At 68.2% G+C, this 1,075-nt stretch carries 1 protein-coding gene; it reads left to right on the forward strand.

Going from position 1 to position 1,075, the window contains the following annotated elements:
* Positions 1–3: 3 nt before the first annotated feature.
* Positions 4–978, forward strand: coding sequence for a threo-3-hydroxy-L-aspartate ammonia-lyase (locus JMF90_RS38150; protein WP_011547651.1), 975 nt, complete (start codon positions 4–6; stop codon positions 976–978).
* The last annotated feature ends 97 nt before the right edge of the window (positions 979–1,075 follow it).

Below are 1,075 nucleotides of genomic sequence, written 5' to 3' on the forward strand. Positions count from 1 at the left end.
ACCATGAATTCTCCGACTCTCCCTACGTACGACGACGTCGTCGCCGCCGCGGCCCGGCTCGAAGGCCACGCGCACCGCACGCCGGTGATGACGTCGCGGACGATCGACGACGCGCTCGGCGCGCAGGTGTTCTTCAAATGCGAGAACCTGCAGCGCATGGGCGCCTTCAAGTTCCGCGGCGCGTTCAACGCACTGTCGCGCTTCAACGCGGAACAGCGCCGCCACGGCGTCGTCGCGTTCTCGTCGGGCAACCATGCGCAGGCGGTCGCGCTGTCGGCGCGCATTCTCGGCATTCCCGCGACGATCGTGATGCCGCAGGACGCGCCGGCCGCGAAGATGGCCGCGACGCGCGGCTACGGCGGCAACGTCGTGACCTACGACCGCTATACCGAGGATCGCGAGCAGATCGGGCGCGATCTCGCGGAGAAGCATGGGCTCACGCTGGTCCCGCCCTACGATCACCCGGACGTGATCGCCGGCCAGGGCACCGCGGCCAAGGAACTGTTCGACGAAGTCGGCCCGCTCGACGCGGTGTTCACGCCGCTCGGCGGTGGCGGGTTGCTGTCGGGCACCGCGCTCGCCACGCGCGCGCTGTCGCCGCACGCGAAGCTGTACGGCGTCGAGCCGGAAGCCGGCAACGACGCCCAGCAATCGTTCCGGTCCGGCACGATCGTGCATATCGACACACCGCGCACGATCGCCGACGGCGCGCAGACGCAGCACCTCGGCAACCTGACGTTCCCGATCCTGCGCCGCGACGTCGACGACATCCTGACCGCGACGGACGCAGAACTGATCGAGTCCATGCGTTTCTTCGCCACACGGATGAAGATCGTCGTCGAGCCGACCGGCTGCCTGTCGTTCGCCGCCGTGCGGCGGATGAAGGATGCGCTGCAGGGCAAGCGCGTCGGCGTGGTGATCAGCGGCGGCAACGTCGATCTCGAGAACTTCTGCGCGCTGGTGTCGGCGCCCGCCTGACCGTCGCGGCGCGCATGAAGATCCTGTCATGCGTGCCGCCGCCCCTTCACGGCGCGTTAAGTTTCGCGCCCTAGACTGATTACGTCGTCCTGAATTC

This window comes from Burkholderia sp. E168m23 (genome assembly GCF_016586125.1).
Taxonomy (GTDB): domain Bacteria; phylum Pseudomonadota; class Gammaproteobacteria; order Burkholderiales; family Burkholderiaceae; genus Burkholderia; species Burkholderia orbicola.